The sequence below is a fragment of the Fusibacter paucivorans genome (assembly GCF_018390735.1).
Classification (GTDB): domain Bacteria; phylum Bacillota; class Clostridia; order Peptostreptococcales; family Acidaminobacteraceae; genus Fusibacter; species Fusibacter paucivorans.
Map to the genome: position 1 here is coordinate 68,089 of NZ_JAHBCL010000008.1, position 14,418 is coordinate 82,506.

Sequence of the window (14,418 nt, forward strand, 5' to 3'; positions counted from 1 at the left end):
ATCTCCTTATAACATATTGTCCAGTCTGTTTAACAGGGCTTCAGTATTCTCTGAAGCGGCATATATTTTTCGAATGCCTTGAAGTGCGTATTCATGACGTTCTTTGCTGAGAGCGCCGATGGCATCGTCAATAATTTCTGTTGCATAGCCTAAGTCGGCGAGATCACGAACGGAAGAACTAACGCATTGGTCTGTATAAAAACCGACGACCAATACATTTTTCACGCCAAGATTTCTCAAGATTCGATCAATTGGTGTACCGACGTGTATACCTGAGCAGGTTTTTTTCAGAATGATTTCATCATCCAGCGGCTGCGCGACAGGTAGAAAGTTGCCTTCGCGCATACCGGGTGGATATTTCATACCAGCACAGGCGTGAAGTCTGCCGGTATCTGCTGCATCAGGAAGGTAAGCTTCGATTTTGATGTGTATTGGTCGAATACCTTTTTCGCGGCATTTTGTCAAGATTTTACCGATATTTTCAAGGGTGCCGCTGATATAGCTGTCGAGTTCTTCGAGAATTGGCTTTAGCATTTCTGGGTCAAAACCAAACTTTGGCCATGCTTCTTCATAATAATCCTTGGTTAAACAGTCTTGCACATCAATGAGTACCAATGCTGTCTCTTTAGCATCAAGTGGTACGGGTTTGTGAACCATGTCGCCGTAAGCGCCGTAATATTGTGCGGCAAATTCATTTAAATTCATAAATACCTCCATAATTAAGATGATACTTTTAATTAACGCAAATTGTGTGCCAACCCGATTGCGATCGCGGTCAATGATAAACGATAATTGCAATTGCAACTATTTGGGCTGTAGCATGCAATGGCGATGCGAAGAGTTCACTGTTTGAGGGTATCTCTTTTGCAAAAAATTGCAGCAATTTACCGCATGAAAGTGATATTAAGTCATTTGCTTTATTACATGAGAAAATATCATCACTCATTTTTTTATCCCTTCACCATGATATAGTCGGCCTTTGTGAGATGGCAACTCAAGAGATGCTGGTGAAGGATCAACGGAAGGCTATGATGCAATTGCCTTAAATACCTAATTTCTTACATTTGTAATAGAGTGTCCTAAGGGGGATGTCGAGGTCGTGAGCAGCACGGTTTTTATCGCCGCGGTGGCGTGCCAGAGCAGAAGAAATGCATTGTCGCTCAACATTTTCAATCGCATCGGAAAGCTTCGTTGGCACTGTGCCGGTCACAATGCTCGGATATGTTACAAGCGCTTGCGACGTTTGGACAAGATAGCGTTTTTCGAGGATTGTTGTTTCTTCCGGGAGGCGAATAAGCGCACGGGTCAGCACATTTTCAAGTTCTCTGACGTTTCCTCGCCAAGATTGCTTTTGCAGGTATTCAATTGCGGCAGGCGCAATTATTTTGACTTTTTTGGCATAAAGATCATTATATTGGTTAAGTAGATAGAGCAGCAGCGGTTCAATATCTTCAGGGCGTTCTCGAAGCGGCGGCAAATGGATAGGGATAACATTGAGGCGATAATATAAGTCTTCTCTGAAAAGGCCGTTTTCTACCATTGTTTCCAGTGGTTTGTTGGTAGCACTGATAATGCGAACGTCAACGGGTTCTGTTTCGGCACTGCCGACGCGCATGACTTCTTTTTCCTGCAGGACACGCAATAACTTGACTTGCATATTCGCGGAGATGTCGCCAATCTCATCTAAAAAGAGTGTGCCGCGGTGTGCTTCCTGAAACAAGCCTTTTCTGCCGCGTTTAAGTGCTCCGGTAAAAGCCCCTTCACTATAGCCGAAGAGTTCACTCTCCATTAAAGCTTCCGGAATTGAAGCGCAATTGACTTTGATGAATTTTTCATGTCGACGCATACTAGCGTTATGAATGGCATTGGCAAAGATTTCTTTTCCGGTACCGCTTTCACCGCGAATTAGAATAGTTGCGGTTGTCTTTGCAGCGCCTTGTGCAATTTTTTTGGTGTGCTGCAATGCAGGGCTGTTGCCAACGAAATCTTTAAAAGTGTATTTGGCTTGAATTTTACGTAATTTTTGATCGAGTTTATCCAATTCGCGTTTAAGGCGTGCAACATCTGAAACGTCATGGAAGACAGTGATACAGCCAAGCGACTGATCGTTGATAATGATATTTGAGGTGTCGGCAACGACATCGCTGCCCGAACGCCTTTGCATTATTTCAAATGCATTGTTTGTGTAGACTGTTTTTTGGTGATTGGATTCAATTTTAATGGCGAAGGACATCCCGTCGAGAACGGGGCGGATTTGATCGATAAGGGACTTAAGCGTGTGCAAGCGAACCTCCTTTCATAAGCGTTATAATCCACATCATAAGCATTCTTGTTTTCAAATGAAGTATTAGAATGCTAAATGCTAGTAAGATTGTGTTTTGCAATATATTGCAAAATGATCAAGGTGATCAAACGGAATGCAAAATATTGCAAAGCAATGGATGTTATCTATCATATCGCATTATTGCCATTCTGTCTGCATAAAATTCTAAATTTTCCGATAATTTCGTTTTTGTTTGGCGATGATTGCAATGTATGTTTTTTATTGCTATACTCATAAGCAACGTCGCCTTTTATTGACGGATGAACAACCAATATATGTTAAGGGAATAGAACAAAAGATCAAGCATAGCAAAAGCAGATTAATGATCGAACAGCAACACATTGATTCATACATAACTTAGATAGAAAGAATAAATTAAATAGAAAGAATAAATTAAAAAGAGGATAAAGACATGACCGCATTTGAAATGCCGATGGAAGTTATGCAGGATGTTTATCTCATCAAAATTCCATTGCCGGGCAATCCATTAAAAAATACAAATAGCTACTTTATTAAAGGCGAGCAGCGCAATCTGCTCATTGATACAGCATTTAACCGCAAAGAATGCTTGGAAGCGCTAAAGAGTGCCCTAGAAGTGCTTCAAGTGGATTTTAATAAAACGGATATTTTTTTAACGCATCTTCACAGTGATCACACGGGGCTGGCAGGTTCGATTGGCACACCTGAGACCGTTCGCTATATTGGTGCCAAGGATAAGGTTATTATGGACAAGCTCTTTAATGAAGATTATTGGGAAGAACTTGATGCACGCTATTACACATTGGGGTTTACCATGGAACAGCTTCATGACAACAGACAGAATAACCCCGCCGGTATTTATAATCCGGCCCCTATGAAGCTGACATCTGTCAATGATGGCGATCTTATTGATTTAGGTGATAAAGTGCTACAGTGCATTGAAACGCCGGGTCATACGCCAGGACATATGTGTCTGTATATGCAGACGGAGCAGGTGCTCTTTAGCGGCGATCATATTATCTTTGACATTACGCCCAATATCGCCATGTGGTCGCTAGAGGATCATTCGTTAGAGGACTATATGAAAAGTTTAGAAAAAATTCAAAACTTGTCAATTCGGCAAACATTCTCGGGTCACCGTAATGCACTGGGCGATTGTCATGCGCGCATTGATGCCCTGATGTCACATCACGCCGAAAGACTCGCTGAGGTACTTGCAATTTTAAAAACAGCATCCTCTGCAACGGTATATGAGGTTGCATCGCAAATGACGTGGTCAATACGTGCTAAAGACTGGTTGGATTTTCCAATGGCTCAGAAGTGGTTTGCCGTTAGCGAAGCGGGCAGTCATCTTGAGTTTCTGAGAGGCAGAGGGGTTGTAAGGCGAAAGATAATAGACGGATGGTATTACTACCAGCTGATAGAACGGAAATGACAATGATTAAGCAATATGTGCAATAAACTGAAAAAGCCGCCGTTGTTGATACGGCGGCTTTTTTATGGCGACTTAACGATTTATAGTTAAGTGATATGAATGTGGAGAAACTTTTGTGGAATAAAATTGATAACGGCTTCAAATTCCTGTAAAATATGAGTATGAATACGAATTGGTTTAAAGATGATTATTTCAACATTGCGTATAACCGCAGTCCATTATTGAGACTGTGCAGAGAAAGGACACCATATGAACTGTCATCGTTGCGGTCAGGAAATAAGCCGTTTTGCCAAGACTTGTAAATACTGCGGCGCTCCCGTTGTTAGGGCGGCAAATACGAGCGCTGATTATTATGCAACAAACACTGAGAATAACCGTTCGTCATCATTAGGCCGTCAAAGAGAGGCTGTTGATGCAGAAGAACGAGAACCAGAGCGATCAAGATCGCAGCAAACAAGACCGCAAACGCAAACAAAACCGCAAAGACAATCGAGACATACGAGGTCATCTGCGACAGATGTTTATAAAGTTCAGCGCAAGTGGAGCTGGGGCGCCTTTACATTCACTTGGATTTGGGGTCTATTCAATGGAACTTACATTGCGTTCTTGACACTGCTTCCGATGTTTGGCATTCTTTTTAAGATTTTTTTGGGTGTTAAGGGAAACACTTGGGCTTATCAAAATCGAAAATGGGAAAGCGATCAGCATTATGTTGATACGATGCATAAGTGGAACTTATTCGGTTTTATAGGATTCCTAGTGTGGTGTCTGATTATTGCAGGCTATGCTTTAATGATGTTTAATGGCGTCAGCGAAATACATCATTTTGAAACGACGGCGGTCACAGAAGTGCCTGCATATGAGGAAGCGTATGAAGATTGGGATTTATATGACGAAGGCAGCATGCGCAATGAAGATGCTTTTTTTGACAGTTACACCACTGAGGGGGTATTGATTAGCGATATCCTCATCTGGGGCTTTGATAACACGGCAATTAGTTTTATTGAGCCGGATTCTCTAGACGGAGGGACGGCGACGGTTCGCAGTGATATTGTCTATATGAATGTTCCAGCAGAGGCAACACTCGTCTTTGAACGCGAATCTGAAGATGTCTACCGTTGTACCGCTGTCTACTTAGATGATCTGCGATTGGATGAGGAAGCGCAAAAAACTTTTTTATCGGAGCTTTATGATGCCGTTCAATGGGATTATCCGGATACAGAATATGATTTGGATGAAGATGTGATGATTGAAAAGACACTGTGAGCATACGGTGTCGAGAGTATTTTAATAGAAATTGTGCATGGGCATGGTGTTGCGCTGTGCTAACGGTACGAACCAAAGGTGTCTGAGCAGTACAGATATTGCCGAACGATTTGTACAATGCTTTTAGATGATATAAAAAGGTATAGGCTGATATTGGCTAAGTTACATGCGGGTGTTTGTCAGATTGATGACTGCACCCGTTTTTTGATGTGAATTAGGGAATCATTTTGTAGGTATTATAGATAAACTTGTCGGTAAATAAAACAGAAAAATGGGTATATTTAAGAAATCATTGCAATTTGTCGATAGCAGTCTTATATTACTGTCCCAAGCAATGGATGAGAGGAGGATGAGATGTCATCACACAAGGAGAATCTAACCCAGTTTGTCGAGGGGTTAATCAATAAAGAGGACGTACAAAAGCTTTATCAAACCTATGAAGCCGATATTCAGGTTATTACGCCTATGGAAGTCTTTGAAATGATGTCGGCACGAATGCGTGCCGGAGAGACGCCGCAGGCATTGCTGCCTTTTGTTGATAAACTAATCAACGTTTTTTACATGCCGTTAAAGGGTTTCCAGTGGCAGAGGCCGGCGCCGGATACATTTTTAAATTATCTCATGTTGGAAAATGATGCGTTGATCGGTATTTTAGAAGCCTTTAAAAATGTGATTAAGTCTAGTCATCTCATTGATGAAAAGCCGGCGATTGCAAAATTGCTGAAACAATGTTTTGCCTATGAAAGTCATCTTCAGAAATTGGAGAATATTTTATTTCCCTATTTAGAAAAGCGCAATAACCATTTTGAAGGTCTTAAAATTATGTGGACGCTGCACGATGAGACGCGTCGCATTATGAAGACGATGGATGCCAACGTTTCGAGGCTGGATACAAATGAGGCGCTGCTGAAAGTTCAGCTTGGACAGCTCTATTTTAAACTTTACGGTTTGGTTCAAAAGCAGGATTTGCTGCTTTTTCCGGCAGCGACCAGCTGCTTGAGTGACGCTGATTTTCTGGCAATGCACATGCAGAGTTTTGACTATGTTTTCCCATATATTTCACGTCCTGAAAAACCTGATATAGCACTTGAAACGCTTCTTTATGAGCATGGCGGCGTCGCTTATGAGTATCAAGAAATGCTGGGAGATGAAAAATTAATTCAGACCGAGACCGGTATTATGACGATAACGCAAATGATTCAAATGCTCAATCATTTACCGGTCGATATTACTTTTGTCGATGCAGAGGACAAGGTTGCTTTTTTTACAAAGCCGAAGAAGCGCATTTTCCCAAGATCCCCTGCGGTTATTGGAAGAGATGTTCGCAACTGTCATCCTGCCGAAAGTGTCCATGTCGTTGAGCGCATATTGGAGGACTTTAGAAATGGGGTGCGAGATCAGGAGACCTTTTGGATTCAAATGAAGGAAATGTTCATACTCATTCAGTATTTTGCTGTCCGCGATGAATCCGGGCAATATATGGGGACTTTGGAAGTCAGTCAAGAAATAGGTGAGATCCGTCGACTGACGGGTGAAAAGCGTTTATTGTCTTCATAATCATTCGCTTTTAGACATTATTCGCGCTATAATGGTTTGTATATAAGGTAATGACACAATTTACCCAGATCATTTCAATCTAAAGGTATTTGCAAACCTTTTTAAAAGAGCTTACAAAAATTGAAGACGTTAGCGTGAAAACGGGAGGTCGAAGACGTGACAGCAATTAATCGTGAATATCAATTGGTCTTTGAGACATTCGTCTCGGAGATGATGACGGCATACAATGTGCAGGGGATTGGCATTGTTGGATTTGACAGAGAAAACGTCCTGTACGAGTATATAAATGGCTACCGAGATGTTGAACAAAAATTGCCGATTACACGTGATACGATCTTTGGCATTGCCTCAATTTCAAAATCATTCACGACGCTTGCACTGATGCAGCTCGTTTCAAAAGGCGTTATTGATTTAGATGCCAAAATAAATCAGTATTTGCCTGAAATTGAATTATCCGCAGCGCACATGCCGACAATCCGACAGCTTTTGAGCCATGCCGGCGGTTTTTTGCCGCAGGAGCGTTTCTTGATGTGTGATGTCCTTAAAACGCTGGCAGCCAGCGACAGTGAAGAACCCGCCTTTCATCAGACGCTTGCAGATGAGGGACTCGCGATGATTGTTAAGCGGATTAATGCGATGCAGGATTTTACCGGAGCACCTGGTCAATACCACAGTTACAGCAATTATAGTTTTGGCCTTATTACGGGTTTAATCCAGCGATATGGCGGCGAAAAGCACTATTCAACCTATATGATGGAACATATTTTTAAACCGTTGGGTCTTGAACGCACATTTTTAGCATTTAATGAAACTAAAAAATGCAATAATATTACAAAGCTTTACGAAAATGTATTAGGGCATCTTAATGCCTTGACGGATTACCGTGACCAAGGGTTTGTTCTGTTAGGCGGCGGTGCGATTAAATCGACTTTGAATGATCTGATGACGTATACGCGCTTATATCTTAATGACGGTAAAATAAATGGACAGCCAATAATTGATTCAGCGCTTATTAAGGCAATGGCCCTACCGCATGTTTCGGTTAAACCTTATGAGGGCTATGGTTATGGCCTAGTATCCGGCAGGTTTTCTGAGATTGATTATGCCGGACATAGTGGCGGACTGACAGGTGTGTCAAGTTTTTTTGGTTTTTCAAAAACAACTGGGAAGGGGATCGTCGTCTTGTGCAACACGAGTGATGTTCCTGCCTCAGCGATTGGTATTGCGGCACTTAAACTGATTAACGATGTGATACCGGATTGGCAGCTGGCGCATTTTGACGGCATGCTGTGGACGCCGGCGATAATTGATGCCACGGTAGGTGTTTACAAAAGTGAGGAAGGTGCGCACATAGAGCTTCACCCAGGTGATGGCACCGTAATTTGGCATCAAGGTGATGACGTTTTACGTGTATTGCCGGTTTCAACAGACGCTGCCATAGTATACCATAAAAAAACATGGTCCTATGCCCCGATTATTCGAGATGCTGACGGCAGGGCAATTGCTCTATACAGCGGTTCTCGAATGGTTCGCAGGCAGGCGTAACAATGGTGGTGAAAAGGGGGAGCCCATGGAAAATTATTATGTAACGATGAAAGATATTGCAGATAAAATGCATTTGGTACATTTGACGCCAAGTATTGATCTGTCTGATATACGTGTTTTTCAAACAGATATCAACCGCCCAGCGCTGCAATTAACAGGTTTCTTTGACTATTTTGATTCGGAGCGCGTTCAGGTCATTGGCAAAGTGGAGTATACGTATTTGATGTCTTTGACGGAGACAAAACGAAAAGCGGTGCTTCAAAAACTGTTTGAATGCAAAATTCCGTGTCTGATATTAACGCGAACCCAGCTCCCTTTTCCTGAAATGCTGCAAGATGCGACGCGATTTGGTGTTCCAATTTTGCAGACGAGCCGAGCAACCTCCTATTTTAATTCAGAGCTCAATCGCTATTTAAAAGTAGAATTGGCACCGAGGGTTACCAAGCACGGTGTCCTTGTCGATGTCTATGGTGAGGGTGTTTTAATCATGGGTGAGAGCGGCATTGGTAAATCTGAAGTTGCACTGGAATTGATTAAGCGCGGTCATCGATTAGTTGCCGATGATGCAGTCGATATCAAAAAGGTTTCTGACGAAACGCTGCTGGGTTCATCACCTCAAATGATACGTCATTTCATTGAAGTGCGCGGCATTGGTATTGTAGATTGCAAAATGCTCTTTGGTGTTGAATCCGTCAAAGATATTCATCCGATTGATTTGTGCATTCAGCTTGAAGAGTGGCAGTCGAAGAAAGATTACGATAGACTTGGTTTAGAAGATCACACCATTGAAATTTTGGGCAATCAAGTTGTTAATCACATACTACCGGTGCGGCCGGGACGTAATATTGCAATTATCGTTGAAGCGACGGCACTGAATTCCAGACAGAAAAAGATGGGTTACAATGCGGCTGTAGAACTGGACAATCGCTTGAAAGATCATTTGTTGAAAGTAGCTGCTTCCCGAAAGACGGCATCTGAACCGGATCGAGCTATGATTCACGCAGGTGATACAGCCGATCAGGGACAGATTACGCAGGCGCAAATCAATTATCGTGATGAAGACAATTAAATGAATCAACTGATTAATGGGGCGTGCTTTTATCACTAGGTTGAAAAATGAAGCTGAAAATAATAGTGAAGAGATCGGCGCTCATCAGATATCATTGCTATAAATCACAAGGGTATCTTTTGCCCAATTGAAGAGTAAGCCGGCATAATAATCAAATGATGTTTCAGCTAAGTTAGGATTTTCTTTAAATGCCAAGTCCGTTTTAAGGATAAATAGATCTGCTGCATCGACCTGCGTACACAGTTCGGCCTTGTGGCGGATATAGGTGGAGGTGCGATTATAATAAATGGCCTGCAAGATGAAAATCGCAGACTTGTATTGCGATTGCAATGCGGCAGCTTTTTTTTGGTGTACCATATTGTGTCCGCATAAATGATATAAGTTGCAAACACCGATTTGGATTGCACGTTGAACATCCGCGCGCTTGATAAGCGGTTTTAAAAAATCCAGATCACCGTACAAAGGGGTCGTATCGTGATAGAACTGGAATAAGTCAGAGCGATCCCAGTTCAATAATGATTTTTGATCGGCAATAAAACCGCAGGCCTTTTCGGGATAGGACAGACAGGCTACCATGTCGTGATAGGCGCTTAAGTCAACGGGAGATACATCGTCAAGAATGACGACGATATCGACATCGCTCGCTTCTGTTGCCTCATTTCTGGCATAACTTCCCTGTAAGCCGACAAAACGGATTCGTTTATTAAAAAGTGCCTTTAAGTTATGTAAAAAAGCTTCTAGCCAAAGGTGGATATCAAATGTCATTTGTGCCTCCTTTTATAATAAACAGCCTCGTGCCTCGTACTATTTTATGATGCGTAAGATAACCTGTCAATGCCAATATAAATCTTGTTGGTGTTTCGTGAAGACGTCTGTTATAATGTTTAAAGCATGATTGGCAACTGACTGTGGCTAACAGAATGACTTGTCAAAAACATTGTAACGGATAATGAATACGAGGTAGACACATGACACTTGAAGCGGCAATGGCTTATATTAACCAATGGAACTATACACAGATGCCAAGGGGGCTGATGCGCATTGAGCGCCTTTTAGAAGCGCTTGGTAATCCTCATAGAGCGTTGAAATTTATACATGTCGCCGGTACGAACGGCAAGGGATCAACAGTGGCGTTTATCAGTCATATATTACAAGAAGCGGATTACTGTGTCGGCATGTATACATCACCGGGGTTAATGCGCTACCACGAAAGAATCAGCGTCAATGGGGAAGAAATTGGCGATGATGCGCTGATCGGCTATGTTGAAATAATTAAGCAGGCAATCGGATCGGCATTTGAAAATGAACCGTATGAACCGAATTTTTTTGAAATAACGCTGGCCATTGCAATGCTTCACTATCAGGCCTGCGGCTGTGATTTTGTCGTCCTTGAGGTAGGGCTTGGCGGCACGCTTGATGCAACGAATGTTATTGACGCACCGGAAGTCGCTGTGATCATGACCATCGATTTTGATCATATGGCACAATTGGGGAATACGCTTGGTGAAATAGCAAGGGAAAAGGCGGGGATTATTAAAATGGGATCTGCTGTTGTCGTCTATCCGCAGCAGGACGAGGCGGCGGCTGTTATTGATGCTAAATGCCGTGAACAACAGGTGGTAAAACATACTGTAGATTTACAGAGTCTGAAGCCTTTAGGGCATACCCTCACGGCTCAATCTTTCAACTATAAAGCCTATCAAGCCCTCAACATTACCATGCTCGGGAACCATCAAATAAAGAATGCGGCGACGGCGATTGAAGTGACAGAGGCTCTGCGGCAAAAGGGATACAGTATTTCTGATGCCGCAATGCGCGACGGATTGATGAGAACCAAATGGCCTGCACGTTTTGAATGTGTGCACACTGAACCAACCGTTATTGTAGATGCAGCTCACAACCCCGAAGGTGCGGCACTTTTGGCAGCAAATATAGAACAATATTTTCCGAAGCGCCGCGTCTTTTTTATTATGGGTGTTATGGCAGATAAAGCATATGAAGAACTTGTACAGCGTGTTCTGGGCGTGGCGACAACTTTTTACTGTATAACGACTTATAGCGATCGAGCGCTGCATGCAGAAGAACTTGCCGACTGCATTCGGTCTGCCGGCGGCAATGCCGTTGTTTGCAAGTCGCCTGTTGAAGCGCTGGAACGCGCTATGACAGATGCTGATAATGAAACTGTTATCTGTGCCTTTGGTTCATTTTATTATATCGGGCATATTCGTGCTTATTTCGGAAGGTAATTGACATGACGGCACACGAAGCGCTGATTGATATGTATAACCGTGGCAAGGTGCTTATCAGAATGTGATCGGCTAAGTTGTATGTTGTAAGAGATGTATTTCAAGTGCATCAAGTACGAGAAAATAGTCGGTCATTCTGTATAACAACCTGTTACTGAACGAAAAACAATACTGCATTTACTTGAAACCGACGAAACGACAAATTGCAAGCCGAAGAAATGATTATTACGGAATTAATCTGCGGATGACGAATAGCGGGGGTACTTATAAGGTTCCCTCGCTATTTAACTTTTGATGTGTTTTGAAATTACCTATATAATAAACTTAAAAGCGTTGATAAAAAATAGAAAATTAAGCGATAGAATGAGGGAATGGAGGTGTGACGGATGCCCTTTAAGATATTAGTTGTCGACGATGAGGCGGATATTGTTGGCTTGCTTAGAGATTATTTTGAAATAAACGGTTATGAAGTCCTAACAGCTTTTAACGGCTTGGAAGCGTTGAAGCAAGTCGAAAAACTTCCCGATTTGATATTGCTGGATATTAATTTGCCTGATATAGATGGGCTGCAAATCTGCACGAAAATACGGCGTTTTGTTTCCTGCCCAATTCTGTTCTTGACTGCCAGAGTAGAGGATGCCGATAAAATCACCGGTTTTGGGGTTGGTGGCGACGATTATATTGTGAAGCCGTTTTCCATCGAAGAGCTTGGGGCGCGGGTATCGGCGCACCTTCGCCGTGAAAGAAGGCAGCATGAAGCTTCTAGAAAGAAATTTACAGGCGATTTGGTGATTGATTACAATGCGAGATCCGTGTATTTTGAGAATGAGCGGATTCAGTTCGCCAAAAAGGAATTTGATATTACCGAATTACTTTCTATAAACAGCGGTCAGGTCTTTGATAAGGAACGCATTTACGAACGCGTGTGGGGGTGGGACTGTGAAGGCGACAGTGGCGTAGTTGCAGAGCATATCCGAAGAATCCGCGTAAAGCTATCGGCGGTTAGCAATAAAAAATATATTGAAACGGTTTGGGGAATAGGTTATAAATGGGTAGGTTAAAAAGAGCGTTTCAGAATCTGTCGCTTAAAAAGTCCTTTATGCTATACATGCTGCTATTCTTACTGCTGGCAACGGCACTCAGTTCCATCAGCATCAATTTGGCAGACAGTGTACGGAATCAAATCAATTCTACGTATGTGGACACGGATAATCAATATCTGTTGCAGAACAGTATGCGCAATGTTGTGATATTTGCATCTCCACCTGAGTACACGCCAAAAGATCAGACCATCGTCAAGATTTGCAATGCTATTCAGATCGGTTCAATCCCTGTGTTCTTTGGCGTTTGCATTGTCTTGGCGGCTTTGCTTTTCTATCGTAATAAGCTGAAGAAGCCCATTGAACTGCTGAATGAAGCCTCTGATAAAATAGCGGCGGCCGACTTGGATTTTCACCTTTTCTATGACAGTAATGATGAAATGGGCCAGCTTTGCGCCTCTTTTGAAACCATGCGTGGCGCACTGGACGAAAATAACCGTACGATGTGGCGCGCCATGGAGGAGCGTAAGCGGCTTAACGCCACCTTTTCCCACGATTTGCGAACGCCGCTTACAGTACTGCGTGGATATACTGACTTTTTAAAAAACTATCTGCCTCAGGGAAAGGTTTCCAAAGAAAAACTGTTGTCCACGATTTCTACCATGTCCGGGCACATTGACAGATTGGAAAAATACACATGTCAGATGAGTGAAATTCAAAAGCTGGAGGATATCACATTCAATCCGCAGAATGTGGAAATCCATACTCTTGTCCGCCAGTTTAAAAGCACAGCAGAGCTTCTTTCTCAGAATACTGAGCTGATCCTGAGCTTTGCAGATGAAACTAAAGGGAGCCACATGATGCTGGATACAGCCCTTATCATGCGAGTTTATGAAAATTTAATTTCCAATGCCATCCGGTACGCAAAAAGTACCGTCAGCGTTGACATAAAGAGTGCGGATAGAATGCTTCTCATTGACATTGCTGATGATGGGCAGGGCTTTTCGGAGGAAGATTTGCAAATGGCGCTGAAACCCTATTATCAGCGAAAGTCCGGTGGCGCTGAACTTCATTTTGGACTTGGTCTGTATATCAGTAAGATACTGTGTGAAAAACATGGAGGAATAATAATCATTGGAAACACACAAAGCCGCGGCGCTACGGTGGCGGCAAGTTTTATGGCTAAATGAAAATTGAGATAAAGTTGAAAGAAAATAGAAGTTTGCGTTTTACACTCTCCTTGTTATCAAAAATAAGGAGGGTGTTTTTATGTTATCTAAAGAAAGTGAGATTGTCCTCCGGGCAAACGGATTAATGAAATACTATGGGGCTGAGCCAAACCTTGTAAAAGCTCTGGACGGGATTGATTTAACTGTCTCTAAGGGTGAATTTGTGTCGGTTGTGGGAACATCCGGCAGCGGGAAAACGACGCTGCTGCATATGCTTGGTGGCCTCGACGCTCCAACTGCCGGCAGCGTTGAAGTTGGTGGTAAAGAACTGTCAAAGATGAATGACGAGGCGCTCGCTGTATTCCGGCGCAGAAACGTCGGCTTCATCTTCCAGAATTATAATTTGGTGCCCGTACTCAATGTCTATGAAAATATTACGCTTCCTGTTGAATTGGATGGTAAGACACCGGACCGGGCGTTTATAGACGAGGTTATACAAATGCTTGGCCTCACCAAAAAACTTCAAAATCTTCCAAACAACTTATCCGGCGGTCAGCAGCAGCGTGTTGCCATTGCTAGAGCGCTTTCGGCTAAACCAGCCGTCATTCTCGCGGATGAACCCACCGGAAATCTGGACAGCGGAACCAGCCGCGACGTTATGGCACTTCTGAAATCCACCAGCGAAAAATTCAATCAGACAATTGTGATGATTACCCACAATCAGGAGATTGCTCGGCTTGCAGACCGGAGCATCCATATCGAGGACGGCAGAATTGTCGCGTAGGAGAT

12 protein-coding genes are annotated in these 14,418 nt (G+C 42.9%); 9 read left to right on the top strand and 3 right to left on the bottom strand.

Annotated elements, in window-relative coordinates; translation table 11 throughout:
* Positions 1 to 6: 6 nt before the first annotated feature.
* Both KHM83_RS05920 and KHM83_RS05925 read right to left on the bottom strand, forming a co-directional pair.
* Positions 7 to 705 carry a cysteine hydrolase family protein gene (locus tag KHM83_RS05920; RefSeq protein ID WP_246542886.1) on the bottom strand — a complete coding sequence of 233 codons (699 nt, stop codon included), beginning with the start codon at positions 703 to 705 and terminating at the stop codon, positions 7 to 9.
* 337 nt (positions 706 to 1,042) lie between these two features.
* Positions 1,043 to 2,284, bottom strand: coding sequence for a sigma-54 interaction domain-containing protein (locus KHM83_RS05925; protein WP_213235990.1), 1,242 nt, complete (start codon positions 2,282 to 2,284; stop codon positions 1,043 to 1,045).
* Positions 2,285 to 2,735: 451 nt separating this feature from the next.
* Between KHM83_RS05925 and KHM83_RS05930 the strand changes: the two genes are divergently transcribed.
* From KHM83_RS05930 to hprK, 5 genes are all read left to right on the top strand, one after another.
* Positions 2,736 to 3,737 (top strand): MBL fold metallo-hydrolase, encoded by a 1,002-nt coding sequence (locus KHM83_RS05930; protein WP_213235991.1) that lies wholly within the window; start codon positions 2,736 to 2,738, stop codon positions 3,735 to 3,737.
* A gap of 249 nt (positions 3,738 to 3,986) precedes the next feature.
* Positions 3,987 to 5,003: a zinc ribbon domain-containing protein gene (locus KHM83_RS05935; protein WP_213235992.1), complete on the top strand. Its 1,017-nt coding sequence runs from the start codon at positions 3,987 to 3,989 to the stop codon at positions 5,001 to 5,003.
* A gap of 354 nt (positions 5,004 to 5,357) precedes the next feature.
* A complete protein-coding gene (locus KHM83_RS05940) occupies positions 5,358 to 6,560 on the top strand; it encodes a PAS domain-containing protein (protein WP_213235993.1) in 1,203 nt (400 codons plus the stop codon).
* Positions 6,561 to 6,716: 156 nt separating this feature from the next.
* Positions 6,717 to 8,105 carry a serine hydrolase domain-containing protein gene (locus tag KHM83_RS05945; RefSeq protein WP_213235994.1) on the top strand — a complete coding sequence of 463 codons (1,389 nt, stop codon included), beginning with the start codon at positions 6,717 to 6,719 and terminating at the stop codon, positions 8,103 to 8,105.
* Positions 8,106 to 8,130: 25 nt separating this feature from the next.
* A complete protein-coding gene (hprK, locus tag KHM83_RS05950) occupies positions 8,131 to 9,174 on the top strand; it encodes an HPr(Ser) kinase/phosphatase (protein WP_213235995.1) in 1,044 nt (347 codons plus the stop codon).
* An 84-nt stretch (positions 9,175 to 9,258) separates the two neighbouring features.
* Here the strand turns inward: hprK and KHM83_RS05955 are convergent, their stop codons facing one another.
* Positions 9,259 to 9,939, bottom strand: a complete 681-nt coding sequence (locus KHM83_RS05955; RefSeq protein ID WP_213235996.1) for a nucleotidyltransferase domain-containing protein — start codon at positions 9,937 to 9,939, stop codon at positions 9,259 to 9,261.
* 203 nt (positions 9,940 to 10,142) lie between these two features.
* On the opposite strand from KHM83_RS05955, the gene KHM83_RS05960 reads away from it, so the two are divergent.
* The 4 genes from KHM83_RS05960 (at position 10,143) to KHM83_RS05975 (ending at position 14,413) form a co-directional block, all read left to right on the top strand.
* Positions 10,143 to 11,420 (top strand): bifunctional folylpolyglutamate synthase/dihydrofolate synthase, encoded by a 1,278-nt coding sequence (locus KHM83_RS05960; RefSeq protein ID WP_213235997.1) that lies wholly within the window; start codon positions 10,143 to 10,145, stop codon positions 11,418 to 11,420.
* Positions 11,421 to 11,806: 386 nt separating this feature from the next.
* The gene (locus KHM83_RS05965) at positions 11,807 to 12,481 is read left to right on the top strand and encodes a response regulator transcription factor (protein WP_213235998.1); all 675 of its coding nucleotides are present in this window, start codon (positions 11,807 to 11,809) and stop codon (positions 12,479 to 12,481) included.
* Between the two features lie 173 nt (positions 12,482 to 12,654).
* Complete coding sequence (locus KHM83_RS05970) at positions 12,655 to 13,650, top strand: HAMP domain-containing sensor histidine kinase (RefSeq protein ID WP_213235999.1); 996 nt, start codon at positions 12,655 to 12,657, stop codon at positions 13,648 to 13,650.
* Between the two features lie 79 nt (positions 13,651 to 13,729).
* Positions 13,730 to 14,413 (top strand): ABC transporter ATP-binding protein, encoded by a 684-nt coding sequence (locus KHM83_RS05975; RefSeq protein WP_213236000.1) that lies wholly within the window; start codon positions 13,730 to 13,732, stop codon positions 14,411 to 14,413.
* Positions 14,414 to 14,418 lie beyond the last annotated feature (5 nt).

Coding starts and splice junctions, on each gene's coding strand:
- KHM83_RS05960 (WP_213235997.1), top strand. CDS start 10,143: ATGACACTTGAAGCGGCAATGGCTTATATTAACCAATGGAACTATACA.
- KHM83_RS05935 (WP_213235992.1), top strand. CDS start 3,987: ATGAACTGTCATCGTTGCGGTCAGGAAATAAGCCGTTTTGCCAAGACT.
- KHM83_RS05965 (WP_213235998.1), top strand. CDS start 11,807: ATGCCCTTTAAGATATTAGTTGTCGACGATGAGGCGGATATTGTTGGC.
- KHM83_RS05920 (WP_246542886.1), bottom strand. CDS start 705: ATGAATTTAAATGAATTTGCCGCACAATATTACGGCGCTTACGGCGAC.
- KHM83_RS05955 (WP_213235996.1), bottom strand. CDS start 9,939: ATGACATTTGATATCCACCTTTGGCTAGAAGCTTTTTTACATAACTTA.
- KHM83_RS05975 (WP_213236000.1), top strand. CDS start 13,730: ATGTTATCTAAAGAAAGTGAGATTGTCCTCCGGGCAAACGGATTAATG.
- KHM83_RS05930 (WP_213235991.1), top strand. CDS start 2,736: ATGACCGCATTTGAAATGCCGATGGAAGTTATGCAGGATGTTTATCTC.
- KHM83_RS05940 (WP_213235993.1), top strand. CDS start 5,358: ATGTCATCACACAAGGAGAATCTAACCCAGTTTGTCGAGGGGTTAATC.
- KHM83_RS05970 (WP_213235999.1), top strand. CDS start 12,655: ATGCGCAATGTTGTGATATTTGCATCTCCACCTGAGTACACGCCAAAA.
- hprK (WP_213235995.1), top strand. CDS start 8,131: ATGGAAAATTATTATGTAACGATGAAAGATATTGCAGATAAAATGCAT.